Source organism: Achromobacter sp. GW823-FHT04E03, assembly GCF_058796095.1.
Map to the genome: position 1 here is coordinate 1,046,865 of NZ_JBXAIJ010000003.1, position 23,187 is coordinate 1,070,051.

At 68.4% G+C, this 23,187-nt stretch carries 22 protein-coding genes; 12 read left to right on the top strand and 10 right to left on the bottom strand.

Translation table 11 applies throughout. The features are described from left to right. Positions 1-38: 38 nt before the first annotated feature. Together mutL and miaA are read left to right on the top strand one after the other, a co-directional pair. Positions 39-2,003 carry a DNA mismatch repair endonuclease MutL gene (mutL, locus tag AC1RHV_RS24450; RefSeq protein WP_175163799.1) on the top strand — a complete coding sequence of 655 codons (1,965 nt, stop codon included), beginning with the start codon at positions 39-41 and terminating at the stop codon, positions 2,001-2,003. 2 nt (positions 2,004-2,005) lie between these two features. After that, positions 2,006-2,974 (top strand): tRNA (adenosine(37)-N6)-dimethylallyltransferase MiaA, encoded by a 969-nt coding sequence (miaA, locus tag AC1RHV_RS24455; protein ID WP_054457470.1) that lies wholly within the window; start codon positions 2,006-2,008, stop codon positions 2,972-2,974. 61 nt (positions 2,975-3,035) lie between these two features. Here the strand turns inward: miaA and purM are convergent, their stop codons facing one another. After that, the gene (gene purM, locus AC1RHV_RS24460; protein WP_054457472.1) at positions 3,036-4,085 is read right to left on the bottom strand and encodes a phosphoribosylformylglycinamidine cyclo-ligase; all 1,050 of its coding nucleotides are present in this window, start codon (positions 4,083-4,085) and stop codon (positions 3,036-3,038) included. Between the two features lie 368 nt (positions 4,086-4,453). On the opposite strand from purM, the gene hda reads away from it, so the two are divergent. From hda to AC1RHV_RS24480, 4 genes are read left to right on the top strand one after another with little or no spacing between them, the layout of a single operon-like run. Continuing rightward, a complete protein-coding gene (gene hda / locus AC1RHV_RS24465; protein ID WP_054457473.1) occupies positions 4,454-5,155 on the top strand; it encodes a DnaA regulatory inactivator Hda in 702 nt (233 codons plus the stop codon). Then, positions 5,152-5,850 carry an HAD family hydrolase gene (locus AC1RHV_RS24470; protein ID WP_013391641.1) on the top strand — a complete coding sequence of 233 codons (699 nt, stop codon included), beginning with the start codon at positions 5,152-5,154 and terminating at the stop codon, positions 5,848-5,850. Before hda ends, AC1RHV_RS24470 begins: the two co-directional genes overlap by 4 nt. Beyond that, positions 5,851-7,215: a polynucleotide adenylyltransferase PcnB gene (gene pcnB, locus AC1RHV_RS24475; RefSeq protein WP_492302180.1), complete on the top strand. Its 1,365-nt coding sequence runs from the start codon at positions 5,851-5,853 to the stop codon at positions 7,213-7,215. It begins immediately after the preceding gene. Positions 7,216-7,218: 3 nt separating this feature from the next. Continuing rightward, on the top strand, positions 7,219-7,704 hold the full coding sequence (locus tag AC1RHV_RS24480; RefSeq protein WP_054457477.1) for a 2-amino-4-hydroxy-6-hydroxymethyldihydropteridine diphosphokinase: 486 nt from the start codon (positions 7,219-7,221) through the stop codon (positions 7,702-7,704). 23 nt (positions 7,705-7,727) lie between these two features. On the opposite strand, the gene AC1RHV_RS24485 is transcribed toward AC1RHV_RS24480, so the two are convergent. From AC1RHV_RS24485 to AC1RHV_RS24500, 4 genes are read right to left on the bottom strand one after another with little or no spacing between them, the layout of a single operon-like run. After that, positions 7,728-8,624 (bottom strand): sugar kinase, encoded by an 897-nt coding sequence (locus tag AC1RHV_RS24485; protein WP_054457478.1) that lies wholly within the window; start codon positions 8,622-8,624, stop codon positions 7,728-7,730. A gap of 32 nt (positions 8,625-8,656) precedes the next feature. Further along, positions 8,657-9,490 carry an HpcH/HpaI aldolase/citrate lyase family protein gene (locus AC1RHV_RS24490; RefSeq protein ID WP_054457480.1) on the bottom strand — a complete coding sequence of 278 codons (834 nt, stop codon included), beginning with the start codon at positions 9,488-9,490 and terminating at the stop codon, positions 8,657-8,659. Continuing rightward, positions 9,487-10,680, bottom strand: coding sequence for a CaiB/BaiF CoA transferase family protein (locus tag AC1RHV_RS24495; protein ID WP_492302181.1), 1,194 nt, complete (start codon positions 10,678-10,680; stop codon positions 9,487-9,489). Before AC1RHV_RS24495 ends, AC1RHV_RS24490 begins: the two co-directional genes overlap by 4 nt. Next, positions 10,677-11,507 carry an HTD2 family dehydratase gene (locus tag AC1RHV_RS24500; protein WP_492302182.1) on the bottom strand — a complete coding sequence of 277 codons (831 nt, stop codon included), beginning with the start codon at positions 11,505-11,507 and terminating at the stop codon, positions 10,677-10,679. The genes AC1RHV_RS24495 and AC1RHV_RS24500 overlap by 4 nt, the downstream gene beginning before the upstream one ends. Positions 11,508-11,657: 150 nt before the next feature. Between AC1RHV_RS24500 and AC1RHV_RS24505 the strand changes: the two genes are divergently transcribed. Then, a complete protein-coding gene (locus tag AC1RHV_RS24505; RefSeq protein ID WP_054457486.1) occupies positions 11,658-12,551 on the top strand; it encodes a LysR family transcriptional regulator in 894 nt (297 codons plus the stop codon). Between the two features lie 16 nt (positions 12,552-12,567). On the opposite strand, the gene paaG is transcribed toward AC1RHV_RS24505, so the two are convergent. Genes paaG through AC1RHV_RS24520 form a run of 3 tightly spaced genes read right to left on the bottom strand, consistent with a single transcriptional unit; the run spans position 12,568 to position 15,724 of the window. Next, positions 12,568-13,389, bottom strand: a complete 822-nt coding sequence (paaG, locus tag AC1RHV_RS24510; protein ID WP_492302183.1) for a 2-(1,2-epoxy-1,2-dihydrophenyl)acetyl-CoA isomerase PaaG — start codon at positions 13,387-13,389, stop codon at positions 12,568-12,570. Continuing rightward, complete coding sequence (locus tag AC1RHV_RS24515) at positions 13,386-14,498, bottom strand: acyl-CoA dehydrogenase family protein (protein ID WP_054457490.1); 1,113 nt, start codon at positions 14,496-14,498, stop codon at positions 13,386-13,388. The genes paaG and AC1RHV_RS24515 overlap by 4 nt, the downstream gene beginning before the upstream one ends. Positions 14,499-14,533: 35 nt before the next feature. Further along, positions 14,534-15,724, bottom strand: coding sequence for an acyl-CoA dehydrogenase family protein (locus tag AC1RHV_RS24520; RefSeq protein ID WP_125473198.1), 1,191 nt, complete (start codon positions 15,722-15,724; stop codon positions 14,534-14,536). Positions 15,725-15,920: 196 nt separating this feature from the next. Here AC1RHV_RS24520 and AC1RHV_RS24525 point away from each other — a divergent pair, with 196 nt between their 5' ends. Genes AC1RHV_RS24525 through AC1RHV_RS24545 form a run of 5 tightly spaced genes read left to right on the top strand, consistent with a single transcriptional unit; the run spans position 15,921 to position 21,039 of the window. Further along, on the top strand, positions 15,921-16,325 hold the full coding sequence (locus tag AC1RHV_RS24525) for a Zn-ribbon domain-containing OB-fold protein (protein ID WP_192492661.1): 405 nt from the start codon (positions 15,921-15,923) through the stop codon (positions 16,323-16,325). Next, positions 16,322-17,494 carry a thiolase family protein gene (locus AC1RHV_RS24530; protein ID WP_054457495.1) on the top strand — a complete coding sequence of 391 codons (1,173 nt, stop codon included), beginning with the start codon at positions 16,322-16,324 and terminating at the stop codon, positions 17,492-17,494. The genes AC1RHV_RS24525 and AC1RHV_RS24530 overlap by 4 nt, the downstream gene beginning before the upstream one ends. Positions 17,495-17,505: 11 nt before the next feature. Further along, positions 17,506-19,026 (top strand): class I adenylate-forming enzyme family protein, encoded by a 1,521-nt coding sequence (locus AC1RHV_RS24535; RefSeq protein WP_492302184.1) that lies wholly within the window; start codon positions 17,506-17,508, stop codon positions 19,024-19,026. A 56-nt stretch (positions 19,027-19,082) separates the two neighbouring features. After that, entirely contained in the window at positions 19,083-20,057 is a 975-nt protein-coding gene (locus AC1RHV_RS24540) for a Bug family tripartite tricarboxylate transporter substrate binding protein (RefSeq protein WP_175181103.1), read from the top strand. Between the two features lie 19 nt (positions 20,058-20,076). Then, on the top strand, positions 20,077-21,039 hold the full coding sequence (locus AC1RHV_RS24545) for an NAD(P)H-dependent flavin oxidoreductase (RefSeq protein ID WP_125473202.1): 963 nt from the start codon (positions 20,077-20,079) through the stop codon (positions 21,037-21,039). Here the strand turns inward: AC1RHV_RS24545 and AC1RHV_RS24550 are convergent. Next, positions 21,036-22,031, bottom strand: a complete 996-nt coding sequence (locus AC1RHV_RS24550) for a tripartite tricarboxylate transporter substrate binding protein (protein ID WP_192354666.1) — start codon at positions 22,029-22,031, stop codon at positions 21,036-21,038. The two genes, AC1RHV_RS24545 and AC1RHV_RS24550, sit on opposite strands and share 4 nt — an antisense overlap. A 128-nt stretch (positions 22,032-22,159) precedes the next feature. Further along, positions 22,160-23,059, bottom strand: a complete 900-nt coding sequence (locus AC1RHV_RS24555) for a LysR family transcriptional regulator (protein WP_054457503.1) — start codon at positions 23,057-23,059, stop codon at positions 22,160-22,162. Between the last annotated feature and the right edge of the window lie 128 nt (positions 23,060-23,187).

Consider the following 23,187-nt stretch of genomic DNA (forward strand, 5'->3'; position numbering starts at 1 on the left):
TAAAATCGTCCACATAGCCATACCTGAACGCCAGCCACATGACCGAACGCCGCTCCATTCTTGCGCTTCCCGACCTGCTGATCAGTCAGATCGCCGCCGGCGAGGTGATCGAGCGGCCGGCATCCGTGCTCAAGGAAATCCTCGAAAACGCCATCGACGCGGGCGGACGCGCCATTGAAGTGCGCCTGGAAGGCGGCGGCATACGCCGCATTGCCGTGACCGACGACGGCGGCGGCATTCCGCCCGAAGAGCTGCCGCTGGCGCTGGCGCGCCACGCCACCAGCAAGATCCGCTCCTTGAACGAACTGGAATCTGTGGCATCCATGGGGTTCCGCGGCGAAGCGCTGGCCTCGATCGCGTCCGTGGCCCAGGTCACCATCATTTCCCGCACCCGCGATGGCGAGCACGCCTGGCAGATCGATGCAGGCAGCATGCAGGTCAGCCCCGCCTCGGGTCCTCCGGGCACCACGGTGGACGTGCGCCAGTTGTTCGACGCCGTGCCGGCCCGCCGCAAATTCCTGCGCTCCGAGGCCACCGAGTTCGGCCATTGCGTCGACGCCATGGAGCGCATCGCGCTGGCGCATCCGCAGATCGCCTTCCGCCTGTTCCATCACGACCGCGCGCAGCGCCAATGGCTGCCCGCCGAACCGCCGCAGCGCATCCGCGACGTGCTGGGCGCGGAATTCGCCGAACACGGCCTGCTGCTGTCGCACTCGGTCGGCACGGTCAGCCTGGCGGGCATGATCACCCGTCCCACCGCAGCCCGCGCCCGCGCGGACCGCCAGTATCTCTACGTGAACGGCCGCTACGTGCGCGACCGCACCGTCAGCCACGCCCTGCGCGCCGCCTACGCGGACGTACTGCATGGCGACCGCCAGCCCGCCTACGTGCTGTTCCTGGACATCGACCCGGCCGCCGTGGACGTGAACGTGCACCCGGCCAAGCATGAGGTCCGTTTCCGCGACAGCGGCGCGGTGCATCGCTTCGTGTCCCATGCGGTCGGCCAGACCCTGGCGCAGACGGGCGGCGCGTCCGCCGCAGCCCCCGCGGCGCAAAACGACGACGCGGACGACGCCGGGTTCGAAACCGTGGCCCGGCCCGCCACCGCCGCGGCGACCGACGCCGCGCCGCAAGCCTCGCCTTACGCGCCCGCCAGCAGCCCCCGGCCCATGACGGACGCGCCCCGGCCCGCCTACGCCGGCGGCAACTCATCATCATCGTCTTACGGCTTGCGCCCATCGCCCGCGCCGCAGCGCCCGCACACCCAGGTGCCGTTCCGCCTGCACGCCGAACCCGCCGGCATTCCGGCCGCGGACTGGCAATCGCTCTACCGCCCGCTGGATGACGACTCGGCCGCCAAGACCGCGCCGCTGCGCGAACCCGTGCCTGCTCCCGTCGCCGCCCTGCCCGCGGACGAAGAACATCCGCTGGGCATGGCGCTGGCGCAGCTGCACGGCATCTACATCCTGGCGCAGACCCGCCGCGGCATCGTGCTGGTGGATATGCATGCCGCGCACGAGCGGGTGGTCTACGAACAGCTCAAGCAAGCCCTGGACGCGCGCAGCCTGCCGCGCCAGGATCTGCTGGTACCCGTGGTGTTCCATGCCCAGGAAAAGGACGTGGCGCTGGTCGAGGAATACGAAGAGCAGCTGAACGAACTCGGCTTCGAAATGCGCCCGTCCGGCCCCACCTCGATCGCCGTGCGCTCGGTGCCGGCCATCCTGGCCCGCGGCGACATCGAAACGCTGGCCCGCGCCGTGCTGCGCGACCTGGGCGCCGTGGGCGTGTCGCGCCTGCTGACGGAACAGCGCAACGAGCTGCTGTCCACCATGGCCTGCCATGGTTCCGTGCGCGCCAACCGCAAGCTCACCATCGAAGAAATGAACGGCCTGCTGCGCCAGATGGAAGCAACCGAACGCGCCGACCAGTGCAACCACGGCCGCCCCACCTGGATCCAGTGGTCGGTGTCCGACCTGGACAAGCTCTTCCTGCGCGGACAATAAGCTTGTCGCCGTCCTCCTCCCCCAACGCGACGCCGCTGGTCATCTGCCTGGCCGGCCCCACCGCGGCCGGCAAGAGCGCCTCCACCCTGGCGCTGGCCGAGCGCTGGCCGCTGGAAATCGTCAACGTCGATTCCGCCACGATCTATCGCGGCATGGACATCGGCACGGCCAAGCCCTCGCCCGAGGAACAGGCGCAGGTGCCGCAGCATCTGCTGGACATCCTCGACCCCATCCAGTCGTACTCCGCAGCCGACTTCGTCGCCGATGCGCTGCGCCTGATAGACGAGATCCGCGCACGCGGACGCATCCCGCTGCTGGCGGGCGGCACCATGATGTACTACAAGGCGCTGCGCGACGGCCTGGACGATCTGCCGCAGGCCGATCCGGCGCTGCGCGCCGAGCTGGAAGCGCGCGCCGCCGTCCAGGGCTGGCCCGCGCTGCACGCCGAACTGGCGCAGCTGGATCCCGTCACTGCCGCACGCCTGGCCCCCAACGACAGCCAGCGCATCCAGCGCGCGCTGGAGATCTGCATGCTGTCCGGCCAGCCCATGTCGGCCCTGCTGCTGCGCAGCCAGCGTCCGCGCGACGCGACGGGCAACCAGTACCTCACCATCAGCCTGGAGCCTTCCGACCGCGCCGCGCTGCATGCCCGCATCGAGCAACGCTTCGACGCCATGCTGGACCGCGGCCTGCTCGACGAAGTCCGCGCCCTGCGCGCCAGGGGCGACCTGCATACCGGCCTGCCCTCGGTCCGTTGCGTGGGCTACCGGCAGATGTGGGCGCACCTGGACGGCGAGGTCGACCTCGCCACCGCCCGCGAACAAGGCATCGCCGCCACGCGCCAGCTGGCCAAGCGCCAGATCACCTGGCTGCGCGCGCAGCCCGAGCGCGTCATCGTCGACTGCCTGGCGGCGGACGCCGTGGCGCAAACCATAGACGCGATGGCCGTCGCGCTGGCGGGACGCGCCTAGCCAGGCGCCAGACACAAAAAAACCGCGCCGTGGCGCGGTTCTTCGTTGCGGACAGCGTGGCTTACACCACGAAGGTCTGCGCCATGCCTTCCTTCTGCTCGACGATCTCGCCCAGCGTGCTGACGGTCTCGCCCTGCTCGCGCAGCGTGGCGGCGATGGCTTCGGCCTGCGCCGGATCCACCACCAGCACCATGCCGATGCCGCAGTTGAAAACGCGGTACATCTCGGTATCTTCGACCTGGCCCTGCTCTTGCAGCCACTGGAACAGCTTGGGCATTTCCCAGTTGGCGCGGTGCAGCTTGGCCGACAGGCCGGGCTGCAGGATGCGCGGCACGTTGTCCAGCAAGCCGCCGCCCGTGATGTGGGCCAGGCCCTTGATGCTGGTGCCGTGCTTGGCCAGGGCGGCCAGCACCTGCTTCACGTAGATGCGCGTCGGCGCCATGACCACGTCGACCATCGGCTGGCCGTGGAAATCGTCGTCGGGCTTGGCGTTGGCGCGTTCGAGGATCTTGCGCAGCAGCGAATAGCCGTTGGAGTGCGCGCCGCTGGAAGCCAGGCCCAGCACCACGTCGCCGGTCTTGATCGACTGGCCGGTGATGATGGCGGACTTTTCCACCGCTCCCACCGCGAAGCCGGCCAGGTCGTACTCGCCGTCCGGATACATGCCCGGCATTTCGGCGGTTTCACCGCCGATCAGCGCGCAGCCCGACAGCTCGCAACCCTTGGCGATGCCGCCCACCACGGCCGCCGCCGTATCCACCGAAAGCTTGCCGCAGCCGAAATAGTCCAGGAAGAACAGCGGCTCCGCGCCCTGCACCAGGATGTCGTTGACGCTCATGGCGACCAGGTCGATACCCACGGTGTCGTGGCGGTTCCAGTCGAACGCCAGGCGCAGCTTGGTGCCCACGCCGTCGGTGCCCGAGACCAGCACGGGTTCCTTGTACGACTTCGGCACTTCAAACAGGCCGCCAAAGCCGCCGATACCGGCCAGCACCCCGGGACGCATGGTGCGCGCCGCAAGCGGTTTGATACGGTCGACCAGGGCGTCGCCTGCGTCGATGTCGACACCGGCATCGCGGTAGGTCATAGGGGCGGTAGGTTGATTCGTCATGAGAAATGCCGTGGGGTATGTAACAATTGCTGGGATTTTGGTGGAACGCCCTGCATTTTACGATGTTGCGGGGACTAGCAGGGATCGGCGCCGCCAAAGCGGTCCGGACGGCGACCGCGCCGGCTCGCCCGGCCAGGGCGGGCAAGAGGGGCCGGATCGGCGCAAACCCAAGCCAGCCCAGGCCCATCGACGCGACACCCTGGCCCCAGGTGGTTTAAAGTGTAGGGTTGGCCGGTATTGATTTTGTCGGTTCCGTGGTGCAAACCCCGGAGTTTCGCGCCCGGCCAGCGACGTTTTGACCCGCTGTACTGACCTGTAGCCGTATTGACCCGTACTACCCGCCTCGTTTCGGCACCCTGTAAGCTCCCATGAACCGCCAGCTGCTGCTTGACGTTCTTCCCGCGCCAGCGCCATCGCTGAACAACTATATCGCCGGCCCCAACGGGGAAGCGCTGGCGGCAGTGCGCGCGCTGCTTCCTGGCCGCGCCCTGTACATCTGGGGCGCCGCGGGCTGCGGCCGCAGCCATCTGCTGCGCGCGCTGACCGCCCGCCCCGACGCCGTCTATATCGACGCCGAGACTGGCGAAAACATGCTGCGCCGCCTGGCCGAAGCCGATTCCAAGTCGCCCATGCCCAAGTTCGTGGCGGTCGACGACGTGCACCGCATGAACGACAGCCGCCAGGCCGCCCTGTTCGCGCTCTACAACCGCTGGCGCGAATCCGCCGCCACCGGCCGCGCCTTCGCGCTGGCGCTGGCGGGCGACCGCGCTCCGCTGTCGATGCCGCTGCGCGAGGACTTGCGCACGCGCCTGGGCTGGGACCTGGTTTTCCGCCTGGACCCGCTGTCCGACGCCGACAAGCTGGCCGCCCTGTCGGCCCAGGCGGCTGCCCGCGGCATGCACCTGGCGCCCGAAATCATCAATTGGATGCTCACGCACCACGAGCGCGACATCCGCAAGCTGGCGGAGCTGATCGACGCGCTGGACCGCTATTCCCTGGCCACCGGCCGTCCCATCACCCTACCTCTGCTGCGGGCCATGCTCGCAGATCCTGATTCACAACGCACATGACCTCCCGACGTCTCGCCCTGTTCGACCTGGATCACACCCTGTTGCCGCTGGATAGCGACTACCAATGGGCCGACTATCTGGCACGCACGGGCCGCGCCGGGGATCCCGCCGAAGCCCGCCGCCAGAACGACGATCTGATGGATCGCTACAACCGCGGCGAGCTCACCGCCGAGCAGGCGGCCGAGTTCATGCTCGGCCTGCTGGCCGCGCACACGCCTTACGACCTGGCGGCCTGGCATGAAGCCTTCATGGAAGAAGTGATCCGCCCGTCCATGACGCCCGCCGCGCGCGACCTGGTGCAATCGCACCTGGAAGCCGGCGACCTGTGCGCGGTGGTCACGGCCACCAACAGCTTCGTCACCGCTCCCATCGCGCGCGCCTTCGGCGTGCCCCACCTCGTGGCCACCGACGCGGAATACCTGCGCGGGCGCTACACCGGCCGCATCCTGGGCACGCCCAGTTTCAAGGAAGGCAAGGTGGTGCGCGTCAACGACTGGCTGGCCGGCATGGGTTTGGGACTTGCGGATTTTTCGGAATCGTTTTTCTATAGCGATTCGGTCAACGATGTACCCCTGCTGGAGAAAGTGACCCGTCCGATCGCAGCCAACCCCAGCCCCACCCTGCGCGGCATCGCCCAGGAGCGCGGCTGGCAGGTGATCGACTTGTTCGACCACATGGAAGATTCGAAGTCCTAAATGATCACTGAAACCATAAAAAAATTCGTCGGCCGACTATTCGCGCCGGCAGCCCGGGGGCCGTTGCGCATCGCGCGCGACAAGCACGGCATCGACCGCCGCAACGTCTCGCGCCACGCGATCAAGGTCTGCGAGGTGCTGCGCCAGCACGGCTATGACGCCTACATCGTCGGCGGCGCCGTGCGCGACCTGATCGTGGGCCTGGAGCCCAAGGACTTCGACGTGGCCACCAACGCCACGCCCGAGCAGATCCGTCCGCTGTTCCGCCGCGCCCGCATCATCGGCCGCCGCTTCCAGCTGGTGCACGTGGTCTTCGGCCAGGAAATCATCGAAACCTCCACCTTCCGCGCCCCCGCCTCGGAAGACCAGGAGACCGACGAACACGGCCGCATCCTGCGCGACAACGTGTTCGGTTCGCACGAAGAAGACGCGGCGCGCCGCGACTTCACCATGAACGCGCTCTACTACGACCCGCACAATGAGGAAGTCATTGACTTCCACAACGGCGTGGCCGACCTGAAAAAGCGCCAGGTCCGCATCATCGGCGACCCGACCAAGCGCTACCGCGAAGACCCCGTCCGCATGCTGCGCGCCGTGCGCTTCGCCGCCAAGCTGAACGGCACCATCGACCCGGCCACGCGCCAGCCCATCAGCACCATGGCCGAGCTCATCGAGAACGTGCCGGCCTCGCGCCTGTTCGACGAAATGCTCAAGCTGCTGACCTGCGGCCATGCCATGGACTGCCTGCGCCAGCTGCGCGCCGACGGCCTGCACAAGGGCCTCTTGCCCCTGCTGGACGTGGTGCTGGAGCAACCCGGCGGCGAGCATTTCGTGGAGCTTGCGCTGGAACGCACCGACGCGCGCGTGCGCTCGGGCAAGACCATCAGCCCCAGCTTCCTGTTCGCCGCGCTGCTATGGCAACAGGTGGAAGCGCGCTGGAAGCAGCTGCGCGCGCAGGGCGAGCACACCATCCCCGCCCTGTCGCAAGCCGCCGATTCGGTGCTGGACGAACAGACCGAAAAGCTCGCCATCCAGCGCCGCTTCTCGTCCGACATGCGCGAGATCTGGTTCATGCAGCCACGTTTCGAGCGCCGCATGGGCAAGACCATCTACCGCATGATCGAACAGCCGCGCTTCCGCGCCGCCTGCGACTTCCTGCAACTGCGCGCCGCCGCCGGCGAGTTCGACAGCGTGCTGGCGCAATGGTGGATGGACCTGGCCAACGCCGACGACGTCACCCGCAGCGAGATGATCGAGGAGGTGTCCCGCCAACCGCGCGATGCCGGCGACGCCTCCTCCGCCCCGCGCAAGCGCCGCCGTCCGCGCCGTTCGCCCTCGCGTGGCACGCCGCCCGCAGCGGGTTAAGTCATGACCGCTCCTGTGCGCGCCTACGTCGCGCTGGGCGCCAATCTGGGCGACGGCGCAGCCACGCTGCGCAGTGTCCTGGCTGAATTGCAGGAAACCGGCGGCATCGCCGCGGTGGCGGCATCGCCGTTCTACCGCAGCGCGCCGGTCGAAGCCACCGGCCCCGACTTCGTCAACGCCGTGGCGGCGCTGGACACGCATCTGACCCCGCTGGCCCTGCTGGATGCGCTGCAGGCGCTGGAAAACCGGCACGGCCGCGAGCGCCCCTACAAGAATGCGCCGCGCACGCTGGATCTGGACCTGCTGCTGTACGGCGACACCGTGCTGGACCATGAGCGGCTGACGCTGCCCCACCCTCGCATGCACCTGCGCGCCTTCGTGCTGCTGCCCCTGCGCGACCTGGCTCCCGGCCTGGCGCTGCAAGGCAAGCCCATCGGCGACTGGATCGCCGCGATCCACGACCAGCCGATAACGCGCATCGCGGACTGAACGCCGGCGGCCAAGCCCGCCCGCTATTCCTTCGGCGCGTAGGCCATCAGCACGCGCTCCACGTCCTCGACCTGCGGCAGGCCCGCTTCATTGCCCAGATGCTGGATCTTGTGGGCCGAAGCCGCGCGCGCAAAGGTGAAGTGCTCCGCCCACGGCAGTTCCGGCCGGTTCAGATAGGACCAGACGTAGGCGCCGTGGAACACGTCCCCGGCCCCCGAGGTATCGACAATGCTGGCGGCCGGCACGTCCAGCGCGGGCAGGACATCCACCGTTCCCGTCTCGTCGTACCAGAGCATGCCGCGCTCGCCCATGGTGACCGCGCCGATGCGGCAGCCGCGCGCCTTCAGCAGTTCCAGCAGGCCCGACGGCGCAAGCCCCAATTGTTCGCACATGCGCTCCGCGCAGACCGCCACGTCGACGTGGCGCAGCAGCTCGTCGGTGTTCTCGCGCACGCCGCCGCCATCCAGCGAGGTCAGCACGCCCGCCTGCCGACATGCCTGCGCGTAATGCAGGGCGGCGTCGGGCTGATGCCCGTCCAGGTGCAAGGCACGGTAGCCGCCGATGTCCAGCCGCGGAAAGTCGTTCAGGTAGTCCACGTCGCGCGCACGCACGATGGCGCGCTTGCCGTGATTGGGCATGATGAAGGACAGGGACGAACGGCTCACTTTGCGCGCATGCAGCGACACCCCGTGCGCCGCCGCCATGTCCGTGTACATGTGGCCCAGCCAGTCCGATGCCAGCGAGCAGATCAGGTCCGGCGGCGTGCCCAGCCGCGCGCAGGCGAACGCGGCCGTCACCGCGTTGCCGCCGAAGGACACCGCGTAGTCGCGCGCCACGCTTTTTTCATCGCCCGTAGGCCATTCGTCCGCCAGCACGGTGACGTCGATATAAGTGTGTCCGATGAAGAGCGCTTCGCCCATGGAGCTGCCGGAAAGTAGTGATCGGAACCGGCCTAGATGCCGGTGGTTTCGCCCGCCTGCGCCAGCACCAGTCGCGCGCGTGCGATGACTGGGGCGTCGACCATCTTGCCGTCCAGCATGAAGGTGCCGGCCGAAGTGTCGCGATGCGTGGCGATGACGCGGCGCGCCCAGGCCAGTTCCTGCGCCGCGGGCACGAAGGCCGCGTGGATCACCGGCACTTGCGTGGGGTGGATGCACAGCATGCCGCCAAAGCCCATTTGCTGCGCGCGGCCGGCGGCATGCGCCAGCCCGGCCTGGTCCTGGATGCCCGGAAACACGCCATCCAGCGCGGGCGCCAGTCCGGCTGCGCGGCTGTGCAGCAGCACCTGCACGCGCGCCTGGTCCAGCACGGTTTGCGCCCCCGGCGTATCGGGCGTCAGTCCCAGGTCCAGGCCGTAGTCCAGACTGCCGAAGGCCAGGCGCTCCACGCCGGGCGTGGCGGCGACTTCCGCAACGTTGAGGATGCCCTGGGCGGTTTCCAGGATGGGAATCACCCGCAGGCCCGCCTGGACCACATGGCGCACCTGCGCCAGGCTCTCGGCCTTGGGCAGCAGCACGCCGGCCACCCCGGGCTTGCCGCGGCAGGCCTTGAGATCGTCGTCGTGCCAGGAAGTGGAGGCGTCGTTGATCCGCACCCACAGCCGGGCGCGCGGATTCGTCCCCAGGAAATCGCACAGCGCTTCCCGGGCGGCCGCCTTGGCCAGATGCTCCACCGCGTCTTCCAGATCGACGATGACGGCGTCGGCGCCGGCGGCCAGCGCCTTGGGGATGCGCTCGGGGCGCGACGCCGGCACGAACAGCGCGCTACGGACAACGGGATGCGTCACACGACCTCCGATGCATGGAACTGCGCCACCTGATCGGGCGCGTATCCCAATGATGCTAGCACCGCATCGGTGTTTTGGCCCACCGCGGGCACCGCGGCCATGCGCGGCGCGAAGGCGTTGCTGCTGGCCGGAGGCAGCAGCGCGGGCAGCTCGCCGGCGGGGCTGTCCACCAGGCTCCAGCGGCCTCGGGCCTGCAATTGCGGATGGGCCCAGACGCCGGCCATGTCGTTGACGCGCGCATTGGCGATCTGCGCGTCCTCCAGCCGCTGCGTCACCTGTTCGATGGACAGGTCGGCGAAGGCGGCCACGATCAGCGCGCGCAGGTCGTCGCGGTTGGCGGTGCGCAGCGAATTGGAGATGAAGCGCGGGTCTTCCGCGAGTTCCGCCTGGCGCAGCACCTGGGCGCAGAACACGCGCCATTCGCGCTCGTTCTGCAGGCCCAGCATGATGGTGGCGCCGTCGCCCACGGGGAACGGCCCGTAGGGATAGATGGAGGCGTGGGCCGCGCCCGCGCGCACGGGCGGCGTGGCGCCGTCGAAGGCGTAGTACATGGGAAACCCCATCCACTCCACCATGCTCTCCAGCATGGAGACGTCCAGGCGGCTGCCCAGGCCCGTTTTCTGCCGCAGCAGCAATGCGTTCAGGATCGCGGAATAGGCGTACATGCCGGCCGCGATGTCGGCGATGGAGCAACCGGCCTTGACCGGATCGTCCCTGGTACCCGTCACGGACAGGAAACCGCTTTCGCTCTGGATCAGCAGGTCGTAGGCCTTCTTGTCCTGATAGGGCCCGCCTTCGCCATAGCCCGAGATATCGCAGACGATCAGGCGCGGATACTTCTTGTGCAGGGCGTCAAAAGACAGTCCCAGACGCGCAGCGGCGCCGGGCGCCAGGTTCTGCACCAGCACGTCGGCCGTCTCCAGCAGGCGCTCCATGACGCCACCCGCCTCTTCGCGCTTGAGGTCCAGCGTCAGGCTTTCCTTGGACCGGTTGGTCCAGACGAAATGCGAGGACAGGCCGCGCACGCGCTCGTCGTAGCCGCGGGCGAAGTCCCCGCCGCCGGGACGTTCGATCTTGATGACGCGCGCGCCCATGTCCGCGAGCTGGCGGGTGCAGAACGGCGCGGCGATCGCGTGCTCCAGGCTGACGACGGTGATGCCGTCCAGGGGACGGGGGGCCTCTATGCTCATTCTGTAAACCTCAGTTCAGCTTGGTGGGCCAGCGTGCCGTCCTGCTCAGCCCAGAGCTGGGCCACGCCCGGCTCGGTCAAGCGGCCGGCCACCTGGAAGGGTGCGGGCGCAATCAGCGGACGCAGGCCGCGATACGACAGATGGGTCAGGCGCGCCTGCGGATGGGCGCGGGAGAAGGCGGCAACCATCTCGGTGGCGATGAGCGGGCCGTGCACCACCAGCCCGGGATAGCCCTCGGTGCCCGTCACGTAGGGATGGTCGTAGTGGATGCGATGGCCGTTGAAGGTCACCGCCGAGTAGCGGAACAGCAGCACCGGCGACGGCTCAACGGTATCGCGCCACTGCGCCTGCGGCGCGGGCTCGCTGCCCGTGAGCTTGGGCGGCGTCGGCTGCCGATAGACGATGTCCTGCTCCTCATGGATGGCGACCTCGCCTTCCTGGCGGAACGCGTGGCGCACGGTCACGAACAGCAGCGCGCCAGTGCGCCCTGCCTTTTCCTTGACATCGATCACCGTGGATTCGCGCTCCGCGGGCACGCCGACCAACAGCGGCCGGCGGAACTCGACCCGGCCGCCCGCCCACATGCGGTTGCGGTCCTGGGCCGGCGGCAAAAAGCCGCCGCGCGCCGGATGGCCATCCGTCCCCAGCCCGCCCATGTCCACCGTGGAAATGAAGAACGCCCATTGCCACAGCGGCGGCAAGGCATCGCCCTGGACCGGCGCCGGACCGCCCAGGGTTGCCGCGATGCGCGCGGCGTGGCCAGGATCCATGGCGTCCGCCCTGCGTTCGCCGCTGCCGATCCAGGCGGCCGGATCTGTAGATGTCATGCCGATATCCTCTGCTGGGGTTTTTACAGACTGAAGCATGCCCGCAAGCCGTCCCGCTTGTGAATTCGTTTTTGCTCAAGGCGGGGTTTGCGCTGCCTGAATCGCACCCCTGCCTCCCGGCCCGACGCCTCGCGCCGTAATATATGGCCCATGCACTTCGACCTCGCCGACCTACGCCTGTTCATCCACATCGCCGAATCCCCCAGCCTGACCCAGGCTGCCAAGCGGGCGCACCTGTCCCTGGCAGCCGTCAGCGTGCGCATCAAGGCGCTGGAGAACCAGCTCAATACCCGCCTCCTGTACCGCGACAGCCGCGGAGTGGAGATCACGCCTGCGGGCCAGAAGCTGCTGCAGCACGCGCGCGTCATCATGCGCCAGGTGGACCACCTGAAACATGACTTCCAGGAGCAGGCCGACGGCGACGCCGGCCACATCCGCATCTTCGCCAACACCACGGCGGTCACGGAATTCATGCCGGACATCCTGGCGCAATTCCTGTCCGGCCACCCTGGCGTCACCGTGGACCTGCAGGAACGCCTGACCCGCGACATCGTGCGCGGCGTGCTGGACGGCACCACCGACCTGGGCATCGTGGCCGGCCCGGTGGATGCGCCCGAATTGCAGACCATCCACTTCAGCACCGACAAGCTGGTGCTGGTGGTGCCCAATGGCCACCCGCTGCAGGATCAGGAAAAGATCAAGCTGGCCGAGGCGGTGCGCTACCCCTTCATCACCATGCACGAAGGTTCCACCCTGGTCGCCTTCCTGCGCGACCAGCTGGAACAGGTGGGCCAGCGCCTGCCCCAGCGCATCCAGCTCTACAGCTTCGATTCCATCTGCCGGATGGTGCAGGCGGGCGTGGGCATCGGCGTCATCCCCGACTCCGCCGCGCGGCGCTATGGCGCCGACATGAAGCTGCGCGTGGTCGAATTGGACGAGCCCTGGGTGGTGCGCGAACGCAAGCTGCTGGTGCGCGACATCGACGCTCTGCCGGGTTGCGCGCGCGAACTCATAGAACAGATCCAGGCGGCGCGGACGCCCTGACGGCCGTCTGCAAAGCTCAGGCGCCGGTGAACGCCGGCGGGCGCTTCTGCGCGAACGCCCGCATGCCTTCCAGGTAGTCGTCGGTGTAGCCCAGTTCGCGCTGCAAGCGGCATTCCAGATCGAACTGCTGCGCCAGCGTGTTGCCGCTGGACGCGTGCAGCGCCGCCTTGGTAGCCGCATAGGCGCGCGTAGGTCCGGCCGCCAGCGTATCGGCGACTTCGGCCAGCGTGTCCGCCAGCGCGGCGTCTGGCACCACACGCCAGATCAGGCCCCAGGCTTCCGCCTGCCTGGCGCTGAGCGCTTCGCCGAACAGCGCGGCGCCCATGGCCCGCGCAGAGCCCACCAAACGCGGCAGGAACCAGGTGCCGCCGGCATCCGGCAGCAGGCCGATCTTGCTGAAGGCCTGAATGAAGCGCGCCGACTCCACTGCGAACACCACGTCGCAAGCCAGCGCCAGGCTGGCGCCTGCGCCGGCCGCGACGCCGTTTATCACGCACACCACCGGCACCGGCAAGTTACGCAGCCGGGTGATCAGCGGTCGGTAGCACTGCTCAAGAATCAGGCTCAGGTCGCGACGCGCTCCGTCCTCAGCCGGCTTGCGCTCGCCCAGGTCCTGCCCAGCGCAAAAGCCCCGGCCCGCGCCCGTGATGATCAGTCCGCGCAGGCCGCTGTCCGCCTCCATGGCATCCAGCGCCCGCGCCAGCTCGGCATGCATGACTTCCGTGAAACTGTTCAACCGGTCGGGCCGGTTCAGTGTGATGACGCCCACGCCCCGCTCCAGCGTGAAGCGGATCTGGGTGTAGCCGCCTTCGACCTGTGTCGTCGCCGCTGCGCTCATGCCAGTTCCTCCAGCACCGCCAGTTGCTCGGCCGTATCGCCCAGCAGCTGGTCCACGACGGTCAGCCGTTTGAAGTAATCGCCCACGTCCAGCTCGTCGGTCATGCCCATGCCGCCATGCAGCTGCACCGCCAGTTGCGCCACCAGGCGTCCGGCGCGCGCGGCTTCCAACTTCGCGGAGGCGATCATGCGGCGGCGCTGCGCAGCGTCGGTTTCGGTCAGCGCCGCCACCGCCACATAAGCCATGGACAAAGCCAGTTCCTTGGCCACCAGCATTTCCGCCAGGCGATGCTGCAAGGCCTGGAACGAGGCCAGCGGTTGGCCGAACTGCTTGCGCGCCTTCAGGTAGTCGACGGTGATTTCCAGCAGCCGCTCCATTGCGCCCGCGGCGTGCGCGCATAGCGCGGCCGTGCCCCATTGCAAGGACTGCGCCAGCGCCTGGTCGGCGGCGGTCCCTTGCGCCAGCAAGGCCTCGGGCGCCAGATTGACCGCGTTCAGATCCAGCCGGGCGCAGCGCGCGCCGTCCAGCGTGGGCGTATCGGTGATCCTCACGCCTGCCGTATCCGCCGGCACCGCCAGCAACAGGGTCTCCCCCCCGTCGCCGCGCGCGCTGACCAGCCACGCGGTGGCCGCCGCGCCGTGCCAGACCAGATGCTTGGCGCCGTCCAGCCGCCAGCCATCGGCAGTCTTGCTGGCGCGGCAATCGCGCGGATCGGTGTCGTAGCGGCGGCCGGGCTCCTGGTACGCCACGCTGACCACGGCGTCGCCCGAGGCGATGGCCGGCAGCCACAAGCCGCGCGCTTCGCCGCCGCAGGCTTCGATCAGCGCCGCGCCCATGACCGCGCTGGGAATGACCGGCTCGGACACCAATCCGCGTCCCAGTTCCACGTGCACGGGCAGCAGGCTGGCGGGCACTTCGCCGAAGCCGCCGAAATCCTGCGGGATGGTCAGGCCCAGAACGCCCAGTTCAGCCAGCGCGGCCCAGGCGTCGGCATCCAGCTTGCCCGCCGCCTGCCGGGCCCGGCGGCGCGCGTGCGTCCATTCCTGGTCCACCAGTCGCCGCAGGCTGTCGGCCAGCATGCGTTGTTCTTCGGTATAGATGAAATCCATGCGTCGTCTTCCTGTCGGGTTGCGCGAGGCCGGGCCTACAGGCCCAGCACCAGGCGGGCGATGATGCCCTTCTGCACTTCGGTAGTGCCGCCGTAGATCGAGGTCTTGCGCATGTCGGCATAGCCGGCGCCCGCCGCAGCCGCCAGTTCCGGCCCAGGACCGCTGTATCCATGGTCTGCCTGCAGCCAATCGGGGTCATAGGGCCAGGCGTCCGGCCCCGCCACCTCCATCTGCAGCATGGCCAGGTCCTGCTGGATCTCGGAGCCGCGGATCTTCAGCACCGACGCTTCCGGCCCCGGCGTGCCGTCGTTGCTGGAGGCCACGCGCAGCAGCAGCATTTCCAGCGCCATGATGTCCACCTCGATGCGCGAGATGCGGTCGCGGAACCGGCCGTCGGCCAACAGGGGCTTGCCCCGGGACTGCGCCTGCACCGCCATGTGCTTGAGCACGCCCAGTTCGCGGTGGCAATGGCCCAGGCCTGCGATGCCGGTGCGCTCGTGGCCCAGCAGGTACTTGGCATAGGTCCAGCCCTGGTTCTCCACGCCCACCAGGTTGGCCACGGGCACGCGCACGTTCTCCAGCCAGACCTCGTTCACGTCGTGCCCCCCATCCAGCGTACGGATGGGGCGCACGGTCACGCCCGGCGTACGCATGTCCAGCAGCAGCATGGAGATGCCGCGCTGCGCGCGGGCCTCGGGGTCGGTGCGGACCAGGCAGAACATCCAATCGGCGTACTGAGCCAGGGTGGTCCAGGTCTTCTGGCCGTTGACGACGTATTCGTCGCCGTCGCGCACGGCGCGGGTCGAGAGCGAGGCCAGATCGGACCCCGACCCCGGTTCGGAATAGCCCTGGCACCACCAGTCCTCCACGCGGATGATGCGAGGCAAGAGGCGCGCCTGCTGCTCGGCGCTGCCGTACTTCATCAGGACCGGGCCGATCATGGACAGGCCGAATGGCAACAGGCGCGGCGCGCCGGCCTTGAAACATTCGACCTCGAAGATCAGCCGCTGCAATGCATTCCAGCCGGTGCCGCCATGCTCGACCGGCCAGTTCGGCGCGCCCCAGCCCTGGTCGGCCAGGATGTTATGCCAGCGTACGTAGTCCTCGCGCTCCAGCCGCTGGTGGCGCAGCACCTTGTCGCGTATGTCCTGCGGCAGCTTGTCCGTGGCGAAGGCGCGCACTTCTTCGCGGAATAGCCGCTCCTGCGGCGTCCAGGTCAGATTCATGGTCGGGCTCCTTTTCCGATATCTAGCCACGCGGGGGCACGCCGGACAATCTGCCTCTTCCGAAGACGGGCTTCGCGCAGGACATAGGGCGCCCCACTACGGGCCGGCAGAAGGCCAGCTTCAGCAATGAAGAATGGCCGAACCCGCCGCCAGTGCCGACACTTGCAAGCGTCATCCACTGGAACCCGTAGGCATCATGACCGTTCCCGATCAGCAGGCCGTCGCGCCGCAAGGCGTCGAGGCGCAATACCGCCAGGCGCTGGACCAAGGCCGCTTCCTCATCCAGCATTGCGCGGGCTGCGACCGCGCCGTGTTCTACCCCCGCATGATCTGCCCGCATTGCGGCGCGGACAAACTCGCCTGGACCGAGCCCGACGGGCGCGGCGAGGTCTATTCCACCACCGTGGTGCGCCGCAAGCCCGAGGCGGGCGGCGACTACAACGTGGCGCTGATAGACCTGCGGGAAGGCGTCAGGCTGATGAGCCGCGTCGAAGGCGTGGCGCCGGACGCCGTGCATATCGGCATGGCGGTGCGCGCGCAGGTGGCGCAGCAGGACGGCCGCGGCCTCCTGATCTTCCGACCCAACCAGGAGGCGCAATGACGCTGAACGATCTGCGCGGCGCCGTGGCGGTGGCCGGCGTGGGCCACGCGGGCCTGGGCCAGGCCGCGGGCTACACCGAAATGGAAATCCTGGTGCAGGCCGCGCAGCGCGCGGTGGCAGACGCCGGCCTCACCATGCGCGACATCGACGGCATCTGCACCGCCAGCGTGGCCGCGCCCATGTGGGCCATGCCGGTCATCGAACACCTGGGCATCCGCCCCAGCTTCATCGACAGCACCATGCTGGGCGGCTCCAGTTTCGTCGCGCACCTGCTGCCCGCGCTGCACGCGCTGGCATCCGGCCAGTGCAACGCGGTGCTGGTCTGCTATGGCAGCACGCAGCGCACTTCCACCTTGAGCCGCGCCGAGATCGGCCGGGTCCGCAAGCAGTTCGATCCACAGCCGTACGAAACGCCCTACGAGCCGCTGAGTCCCCTGTCCTCCTACGCACTGGCGGCCGCGCGCCACATGCATCAATACGGTACGCGTCGCGAGCACCTGGCGCAGGTGGCGCTGGCCGCCAACCAATGGGCCCAGCTGAATCCCGAAGCGCAATTGCGCGAACCCGCCACGCTGGACCAGATCCTCTCGGCCCGCATGGTGTCCGATCCCTTGAGCGTGCGCGATTGCTGCCTGGTCACCGACGGCGCCGGCGCCTACGTGCTGGTGCGCGCCGAGCGCGCCCGCGACCTGCCGCGTCCGCCGGTCTACGTGCTGGGCAACGCCACCGCGGTCTGGAACCGCCAGATCTCGTCCATGGAAGACCTGACCGTGACCGCCGCGGCCGAGTCCGGCAAGCGGGCCTTCGAGATGGCAGGCGTTGCGCCCCGGGACATCGACGTGGTGGAACTGTACGACGCCTTCACCATCAATACCCTGCTGTTCCTGGAAGACCTGGGCTTCTGCGCCAAGGGCGAAAGCAAGGACTTCATCGCGGGCGGCGCCATCGCCCCTGGCGGCGCGCTGCCGGTCAACACCAACGGCGGCGGGCTGTGCTGCGTGCATCCCGGCATGTACGGCGTCTTCATCATGATCGAGGCCGTCCGCCAGCTGCGCCGCGAATGCGGCGCGCGCCAGGTCGCCGATGCGCATCTGGCCTTGGTGCACGGCAACGGCGGCACCCTGTCCAGCCAATCCACCGCCATCCTGGGCACCCAGGCCACGCTTTGAGCGACGCAACCATGTCCCCGGCAGCCCCTCTTACCCGCATCCATCAATTGCTGGCGCAGCAAGCCGGCCAGCGGCCCGACGCCACCTTTCTGTACGAGGAAGGCGGCGGCAAACTGAGCTACGCGCAGTTCTGGCGGCGCGTGCAGGCCGCGGCCGCATGGCTCGAAGAACAGGGCGTACGTCCCGGGCACCGCGTGCTGATCGCCGGTGAAAACTGCGCGGCCATGGTCGCCGCGTTGTTTGCCTGCAGCGTGGGGGGCGCCTGGCCGGTGGGCGTGAACGCGCGCCTGTCCGCGCGCGAGATCGACGCCATCCGCGTTCACGCGCAGCCCGAACTGCTGCTCTACACCAGCGGCGTCTCGCCCGCCGCCGCAGCCCATGCCGAGCACGCCGGCGCCGCCGACGCCGACCCGGACGTCTGGGGCCCAGGCATGCAGACCGCAAGAGCGGATGCGCCCACGCAGGCCGAAACTGGCGACACGGCCGCGGAAGTGGCCACCGTGATCTACACGTCCGGCACCACGGGCGCGCCCAAGGGCGTCCTCGTGCCGCACCGCGGCCTGCTGCATTTCGCCCGCGTGTCCGCCGCCTCGCGCCGCCTGACGCCACAGGACATCGGCTACGCCGCACTGCCCATGTCGCACATCTTCGGCATCGCCACCGTGCTGATGGCCACGGTGCACGCCGGCGCCAGCCTGGTGCTGCGCAGCCGCTTCGACGCCGCCGACGCCTTCAAGGCCCTGGCCCATCCCGGCGTCAGCATCCTGCAGGGCGTGCCCACCATGTTCAGCCGCATGATGGCCGTGGCGCCGCCGCGCGCGGAGCTGCGCGCCCCTGCCCTGCGCTACCTGTACACGGGCGGCGCCGCGCTGGATCCCACGCTAAAGCGCGACGCCGAGCGCTATTTCGGCGTCGCCATGCACCACGGCTACGGCATCACCGAATACGCGGGCTCCATGTTTGTCACCCGCATCGATGCGCCGCGCAGCGACTGCTCGGCCGGCCATGCGGTCGAAGGCGTGGAAATGCGGATCGGCAACCCCGACAACGGCGCGCCCGCACCCGGAGAGCGCGGCGACATCCTGATCCGCGGCCCGGGCGTCATGCTGGGCTACTACCGCAATCCCGAACAAACCGCGCAGGCGCTGCTGCCCGGCGGCTGGCTCAACACCGGCGACATCGGCTACGTCGACGAACAGGGCGCGCTGTACATCGCAGGACGCTCCAAGGACTTGATCATCCGCTCCGGCTTCAATGTCTATCCGCTGGAAGTCGAATCCGTCATCAACGCGTTCCCCGGCGTGCGCCTGTCGGCCGTGGTCGGGCGCCCCACCGCCGACCAGAACGAAGAAGTCATCGCCTTCGTCGAGCCCTTGCCCGGCGCCACCGTGGACACCAACCTGCTGATGCTACATCTGCGCGCACAGCTGGCGCCGTACAAGCGGCCCGCCCGCATCATCCCCATCGACACCATTCCCACCACCGTCAGCGGCAAGATCCTCAAGCAGCCGCTGAAAGAAAGGCTGGCGTAGCCGCGGCTAGCTGTTCCGCTGCACGACCCGCCACTTACCCACAAGGAGACTACAGCGTGAACATCAAGACCCTGCTCGCCGCGGCCGCCGCCACGGCGGCGCTGGCCACGGCCTCAAACGCCTGGGCCGACGCCTATCCCGAACGCCCCATCCGGCTGCTGGTGGGTTATGCCCCCGGCGGCCCCGTGGACACCACCGCCCGCGTCTTCGCCAAGTACCTGGGCGACAAGCTGGGCCAGTCCGTGGTGGTGGAAAACCGCGCCGGCGCCAGCGGCATGATCGCCTCCGACGCCACCGCCAAGGCCGCGCCCGACGGCTACATGCTGGGCTTCGCCGCCAGCCCCACCCTCACCATGTCGCCGCTGGTACAGCGCAGCACGCTGTTCGATCCGCGCAAGGACTTCTCGTTGATCGGGCTGGTGGTGGACTACGCCAACGTCCTGCTGATCGGCCCGCAGATCCCAGCCAAGAACGTCAGCGAATTGGTCACCTACGCCCGGGCCCATCCGGATGCCGTGTCGTTCGGTTCCGCCGGCATCGGCGCGTCCAACCACCTGTCGGCCGAGCTGCTGAAGAAGCAGGCGGGCGCGCCCATGCTGCACGTGCCCTACCGCGGCAACTCGCCTGCCATGGTCGATGTGATCAGCGGCAAGATCACCTTCATGTTCGACATCACCAGCACCGCCATCCCCTTCGTCAAGAGCGGCAAAGCGCGCGCCCTGGCGGTCACGTCCAAGACCCGCAACCCCGAACTGCCCGACGTGCCCACCATGGTCGAAGCCGGCATGAAGGACTACGAAGTGGTCGGCTGGTACGCGCTGGTTGGGCCGAAGAAACTGCCCGACGCCGTCGCGGCCCGCCTGACCCGCGCGCTGAACGAAGTCTCCAGCGATCCGGCCTTCCGCCAGGCCATGACCGATGGCGGCTACACCATCAACACCGGCGACTCCAAGGCGCTGCAATCGCGCATCGACCGTGAATACGCCTTGTGGTCCGACGTCATCCAAAGCGCCAACATCCAGGCCAATTGAGTACCACCGGAGCATCCAGATGAATCCCCCGCTCGCGCTGCACGCCCACACCCGCCTCCCCGTCATCGGCGCCCCCATGTTCCTGGTCTCCGGACCGGACCTGGTGGTGGCGCAATGCGCGGCGGGGATCATCGGCACCTTTCCGTCGCTCAACGCCCGTCCGCAGGAGCAGCTGCACGACTGGCTCACGCGCATCGAGAACGGCCTGGCCGCGAAGCGCCAGGCCGCACCCGACGCGCAAATCGCGCCCTATGGCGTCAACCTGATCGTCCACCCCAGCAATCCGCGTTGGCAGGGCGATCTGGCCATCTGCGCCGAGCGCCGCGTGCCGCTCATCATCACCTCGCTGCATGCCCCCGAAGCCGTGGTGGCCGCCGCGCACGGCTATGGCGGGCTGGTATTCCATGACGTCACCAATGTGCGGCACGCCAAGCGCGCGCTGGACGCCGGGGTCGACGGCCTGATCCTGGTGGCGGCGGGCGCAGGCGGCCATGCAGGGCAGATCAGCCCATTCGCGCTGGTCAACGAGATCCGCGCCTTCTACGACGGCCCGCTGGCGCTGTCCGGCTGCATCAGCCACGGCAAGGACATTCTGGCCGCGCAGGTGCTGGGCTGCGACTTCGCCTACATGGGTACACGCTTCATCGCGACGCAGGAATCGCTGGCCGGCGACGCCTATCGCGAAATGGTGCTGCAGGCGCAGGCGGCAGACGTGACCTACACGCCCTACTTCTCGGGCGTGCCCGCGAACTACCTGTCGGCCAGCATCCGGGCAGCCGGCCTGGATCCCCTGGAGCTTGCCAGGAACGGCGTGGCCCCGCCCGCGAACATGGACAAGAGTTCGCGGCCCAAGGCCTGGAAGGATGTGTGGAGCGCGGGCCAGGGCGTGGGCGCGGCGCAGGAAATCCTGCCTGCCGCGATGCTGGTGGATCAGCTGGAATCCGAATATCTCGCCGCGCGCGAAGCCCTGCGCCGGCTTTAGTCCAGCCTGATGTTGGCGGTCTTGATGACGTCGCGCCATTTCGCGATTTCATCGCGGACGAACTCGCCAAACTGTTCTGGGGTGCCGGGCTTGGGCTCGGCGCCTGCGGCGATCATGCCCTGCGCGGTGGCCTGGTCAGACAGAACCTTCACGAGATCCGCATTCACGCGTTTCACGATGTCGGGCGGGGTGCCTTTGGGCGCCATCACGCCGCTCCACGAGTATGCCTCGTAGCCTGGCAGACCGGACTCGGCGATGGTAGGCACGTCGGGCAGCATGCTGGAACGCGTGGGATTGCCTACCCCCAGCGCACGCACCTTGCCGCCCTTCAGATGCGGCACGGCGGATGGACCGTCGGCGAACATCACCTGCACCTGTCCGCCCAGCAGGTCTTGCATGGCGGGCGCGCTGCCGCGGTAGGGCACGTGCTGGATGCGCACGCCGGCCATGGCGTTGAACAACTCGCCGGCCAGGTGCGTGCCGCCGCCCGTGCCTGACGAGCTGAACGACAGCTTGCCCGGATTGGCCTTGGCATAGGCGATCAGCTCGCTGACCGAATTCACGGGCAGCGTCGCGTTCACCACCAGCACGATGGGAAACACCGCCGCCATGCCGACCGGCACGAAGTCCCGCGTAATGTCGTAGCTCAGATTGCCGCGCAGGCTGGGCAGCACCGCATGGTGGATGGAGGCAAAAAAATAGTTGTAGCCGTCGGGCTCGGACTTGGCCGCGAACTGCGCGCCCACGATGCCGCCAGCGCCCGACTTGTTGTCGACCACCGTGGGCACCGACCACAGCTGTCCCAGCGGCTGCGTGGTGAAGCGCGCGGTCGTGTCCACGGGGCCGCCCGCAGGAAACGGCACGATGAAGTTCACGGCATGCGCCGGCCAGGCGGCGGCGCGGGCCATCTTGGGGAACAGCGCGGGCAGCGCGGCGGCGGCGCACGCGGCGCCCAGCCGCGCAACGGCGCGGCGGCGTAGTAGATCGGTCACGGCAGTCTCCTGGTTCTCGGTTTTATGGGCGGCCAAGCTCTAGGACTGCTGCCTGACGCCTTTTTTATTATTTGCCGAACCTGCGGAGCCACCGCTACATATTTGCAAAAGCCCCTCTTCGGAACGCGCTACAGGCCGCGCGCCGCACGCTGCACATGTTCGATGAAGCATTCCGCGAAACTGGGCAGGTCGCGGCCGCGCTGGCGGCACAGCAGACGGTCGCGCAACGCCCAGGGGTCATCCAGCTTGAGCACGTGCAGCGCATCCGGACGGCTGTAGCGCGCCGCGCAGGCGCGCGGCACCACCGCGATCCCCGCGCCCGCCTCCACCATGCGGCACACGGCCTCGAAGCTACCCACGTGCACGCGCTGGCAGATGCGCTTGCCCAGGCCGCTGGCGATATCTTCCAGGAAGGTCTGGATGGCGCTGTCGGGATGTATGCCGACGAACTGGTAGGCATCGACCAAGTCGGCGAAATGCGCGGACTCCGTGGCCGCCAGGGGGTGGTCCAGCGACGTGACCACGGTGAGTTCATCGCGGAACAGCGGCGTGACGTCCAGGCCCGACACGTCGATATTGCCCGCCACCAGCCCCAGGTCTCCCTGGCCTGCGCGTATGGCGATGACGATATCGCCAGATATTTTTTCTTCCAGTTCCACGTCCACGTCAGGGTTTTCCGCAAGAAACGTGGACAAGGCGTCGGCCAGGAACGAATTGGTGGCCGTGGTGTTGGCCAGCAGGCGCAGGCGTCCCTTCAGGCCGCTGGCATAGGGCTGCAGGTCCGCGTTCAGGCATTCCAGCTGGCGGAACACGGCGTTCGCATGCTTGAGCAGCACCTCGCCCGCCGGCGTCAGCGCCACGCCCGTGGCCATGCGCACCAGTAGCCGGGCCTTGAAGGCCTCTTCCATGTTCTTCACCCGCGCGCTTGCCGCCGGCAGGGACAGGAAGGTGCGTTCCGCAGCCCGGGTCAGATTGAGTGTTTCCCCCACGTTCAGAAACAAACGCAGGTCCGTCAGATCGTGTCTCATGTTCCACCACGCAGAAGGGGGGCATATCTAATTTTGAATTCTTCGCATGCCTCGTCGAATCTACCATGGTGCATCCCCTCGAACCAGAGCGTTCGATGCGGAACTGTTTTCCACACGGCGCGCGCGCC

Excerpts from the sequence above, each read along its gene's own strand:
- AC1RHV_RS24555 (WP_054457503.1), bottom strand. The coding sequence starts at position 23,059 with ATGAGACACGATCTGACGGACCTGCGTTTGTTTCTGAACGTGGGGGAA.
- AC1RHV_RS24535 (WP_492302184.1), top strand. The coding sequence starts at position 17,506 with ATGTCCCCGGCAGCCCCTCTTACCCGCATCCATCAATTGCTGGCGCAG.
- AC1RHV_RS24470 (WP_013391641.1), top strand. The coding sequence starts at position 5,152 with ATGACCTCCCGACGTCTCGCCCTGTTCGACCTGGATCACACCCTGTTG.
- AC1RHV_RS24495 (WP_492302181.1), bottom strand. The coding sequence starts at position 10,680 with ATGAGCATAGAGGCCCCCCGTCCCCTGGACGGCATCACCGTCGTCAGC.
- pcnB (WP_492302180.1), top strand. The coding sequence starts at position 5,851 with ATGATCACTGAAACCATAAAAAAATTCGTCGGCCGACTATTCGCGCCG.
- AC1RHV_RS24530 (WP_054457495.1), top strand. The coding sequence starts at position 16,322 with ATGACGCTGAACGATCTGCGCGGCGCCGTGGCGGTGGCCGGCGTGGGC.
- AC1RHV_RS24500 (WP_492302182.1), bottom strand. The coding sequence starts at position 11,507 with ATGACATCTACAGATCCGGCCGCCTGGATCGGCAGCGGCGAACGCAGG.
- AC1RHV_RS24525 (WP_192492661.1), top strand. The coding sequence starts at position 15,921 with ATGACCGTTCCCGATCAGCAGGCCGTCGCGCCGCAAGGCGTCGAGGCG.
- AC1RHV_RS24505 (WP_054457486.1), top strand. The coding sequence starts at position 11,658 with ATGCACTTCGACCTCGCCGACCTACGCCTGTTCATCCACATCGCCGAA.
- paaG (WP_492302183.1), bottom strand. The coding sequence starts at position 13,389 with ATGAGCGCAGCGGCGACGACACAGGTCGAAGGCGGCTACACCCAGATC.
- purM (WP_054457472.1), bottom strand. The coding sequence starts at position 4,085 with ATGACGAATCAACCTACCGCCCCTATGACCTACCGCGATGCCGGTGTC.
- AC1RHV_RS24520 (WP_125473198.1), bottom strand. The coding sequence starts at position 15,724 with ATGAATCTGACCTGGACGCCGCAGGAGCGGCTATTCCGCGAAGAAGTG.
- hda (WP_054457473.1), top strand. The coding sequence starts at position 4,454 with ATGAACCGCCAGCTGCTGCTTGACGTTCTTCCCGCGCCAGCGCCATCG.
- AC1RHV_RS24480 (WP_054457477.1), top strand. The coding sequence starts at position 7,219 with ATGACCGCTCCTGTGCGCGCCTACGTCGCGCTGGGCGCCAATCTGGGC.
- AC1RHV_RS24545 (WP_125473202.1), top strand. The coding sequence starts at position 20,077 with ATGAATCCCCCGCTCGCGCTGCACGCCCACACCCGCCTCCCCGTCATC.
- AC1RHV_RS24515 (WP_054457490.1), bottom strand. The coding sequence starts at position 14,498 with ATGGATTTCATCTATACCGAAGAACAACGCATGCTGGCCGACAGCCTG.
- mutL (WP_175163799.1), top strand. The coding sequence starts at position 39 with ATGACCGAACGCCGCTCCATTCTTGCGCTTCCCGACCTGCTGATCAGT.
- AC1RHV_RS24485 (WP_054457478.1), bottom strand. The coding sequence starts at position 8,624 with ATGGGCGAAGCGCTCTTCATCGGACACACTTATATCGACGTCACCGTG.